This is a genomic window from Streptomyces sp. A 4/2 (genome assembly GCF_940670765.1).
GTDB lineage: Bacteria > Actinomycetota > Actinomycetes > Streptomycetales > Streptomycetaceae > Streptomyces.
Window position 1 is genome coordinate 1 of record NZ_CALNVW010000006.1, and the last position, 2,716, is coordinate 2,716.

General features: G+C 67.9%; 1 protein-coding gene. It reads right to left on the reverse strand.

Features of this window, described 5'->3' with window-relative positions:
* The coding region (locus tag NBY69_RS03985; RefSeq protein WP_250298286.1) for a condensation domain-containing protein at positions 1–2,716 on the reverse strand (2,716 nt) is incomplete at both ends.

The following is a 2,716-nucleotide window of genomic DNA, read 5'->3' on the forward strand; positions in this document are numbered from 1 at the left end:
ACCGCGTGCACGGAGGCGACGGTGAACTCGGTGGGACCGTACAGATTGACCGCAAGCACTCCCGGGTCGGCCGCGAGCCGCGCCCACAACGACGGCCGTACCGCCTCACCACCCAGAACCATCAGCGAAGGACGGTGCCCGCCTTCGAGAAGACCGAACTCGACGAGCTGCTCGGCGAAGGACGGTGGAACGTTGAGTACGTCGATCGCGTGCTGCCGGGTGAATTCGACGAGCGCCTCGGCGTCGGTGCGGGTCTCCTCGCCCACGATATGCAGTTCATGTCCCGCGATCATCCACAGCAGTTGGTCCCAGGCCGCGTCGAAGGCGAAGGACGCGGTGTGTGCGACGCGCAGTCGCCGGCCGGCCGGGACGGGCCGCGCGCTGTGGGTGGCCAGCAGGTTCGCCAACGCACCGTGCGAGATGAGAACGCCCTTGGGCAGGCCGGTGGATCCCGAAGTGAACGCCAGGTAAGCGGGATCCGACGGCGAAGGGCCAGGTGTTCCGGTGATGTCGAGGGGGTCGGCCGGACCGGGGAAAGTGATCGTGGTCGTGGTCTGCAACCGGTGGTCCGGGGCATCGGCGACGGACCGGCGTACGCCTGCCAGGGTCAGCATCGCAGCAACCCGCTCCTGCGGGTGTGCCGGATCGAGCGGCAGCGCGACCGCTCCGGACGACATGATGCCGAGCAGCCCGACGACCAGCTCCGCCGTTCGCTCCGCGGACAGTGCGACAACCTCTCCGGGGACCGTGCCTTCCTGCCGGAGGCGAGCGGCGAGCCGGTCCATGGCCTGCTCCAGCTCGGCCAGGCTCCAGGCCCGGTCCCCGTCCACCAGGGCGATCTGATCCGGGTTCGCCTGCACCCGGGCCCGCAGGGCATCGATGACGGTGTCGGCAGTGACCGGTACGCGGACACCGCGGCCGTACTCCCGCACCAGCCGCTCCGCCGCGGCATCCGACAGCAGGGGAAGTTCGGACACCTGCCTGCCAGGGTCCCGGACCACCTCGTGCAGGAGCGTCTGGAAGCACTCGGCGAGGCGGCCCATGCTCGCGTTCTCGAAGAGGTCGGCGTCATAGACGAGATCGCCCCGCAGACCGCCGTCGTGGCGGCTGAGGTCGAGCGAGAGGTCGAACCGGCTGCTGGCGACGTCCACTTGGTACGGGCTCACGGAGATCCCGTCGAGCCGCAGATCGGCGGCCACCTCTCCTTCGAGCAGCTGGCAGGTCACCTGCACCAGCGGATTGACCCCGAGGTCGCGGGCGGGATTGAGCGCTTCGACCAGCCGGTCGAACGGTACGTCCTGATGGGCGTAGGCCGACAAGGTGGCCTGGCGGACCTGGGAAAGAAGCTCCTCGAAGGTGGGATCGTCACGGAGGTCTCCACGGACCGGAAGGGTGTTGACGAAGAAGCCGACCAGCCCTTCGAGTTCCGCGCGGTTCCGGCCCGCGACGGGGACACCCACCAGCAGGTCGCGTTGCCCGCTCCATCGGGACACCAGGACCTGGAAGGAAGCCAGGAGGACGTTGAACAGGGTGTTGCGGTGCCGGAGCCCGAGCGTGGTCAGCGCCTCGGTCACCTCAGGAGAGAGGGTGAAGCGGACGGTGCCGCCCTTTCCTGTGCGTACGGGCGGACGTGGGTGGTCCAGGGGCAGTTCCAGGGTGAGCGGTACCTCCGCCAGTTCGTCCGCGTAATGCCGCAGCTGCCCCGCACGTTCTCTCTGACGCTGCGGATCCCGCTCCCAGACCGCGAAGTCCAGGTACTGGACGCTCGGCCTGGGCAGATCCGGGACGCCCCCTTCGGCGTACACCCGGTACAGCTCGGAGATCTCCGAGAGGATGACCTTGACCGACCATCCGTCGCAGGCGATGTGATGGATGCCGAAGACCAGAAGATGCTCGGTCGGGGCGAGTTTCACGACGGCTGCCTCGAAGACCGGGCCGCGGGACAGGTCGTACTCCCGTGCTCGGACATCGAGAACGAACGCGCGGGTCCGTTCCGCCGCCTGCTCGGCGTCCAGACCGCTGAGGTCCAGGAGAACGATGTCAGGCCGCCAGTCGCGGTCGACGGTCTGGAGCGGGAAACGGTCGCCGGCTCCATAGCTGGTCTGAAGCACCTCGTGCCGGACCACCATGGCCGTGATCGCCTTCGACATGGCGGCGATGTCGAGTTCGCCGTCGAGCCTGAAGGCTTCGACCATGTTGTACGTCGCGTTCTCCAGAGCTGCCTGCTGGACGAACCAGAGGCGCTGCTGCGCGAAGGACATGGTGCCCGACGTACGCCCCGCCAGTACCGGAATCGGTTCCTCCGACGCCGACTCGCTCTGGACGAGAGCGGCGAGTCCGGCCACCGTGGGGTTCTCGAACAGGACCTGGAGCAAGATCCTCGTCCCCATGACCGTGTGGATCCGGGTCGCGAGGCGTACTGCGGCGAGCGAATGGCCGCCGAGGTGGAAGAAGTCGTCCCGGCTACCGACGTTCTCCACGCCCAGGACCTCGGCGAAGAGTTCGGCGATGACCTGTTCGGCACCCGGTCGCGGTGCGACGTAGTCGACGTGGAAGGACTCTTCGCCGGGGTCGGGCAGTTCGGCGGCGGAGACCTTTCCGCTCACGTTGCGTGGTATTTCCGGCACCTGGACGAAAGCGCTCGGAACCATGTAGTCGGGAAGGAGTCCGGCTGAGTAGTCGCGCAGTTCCGAGGAGGTGACGCCCGTGGTCACGG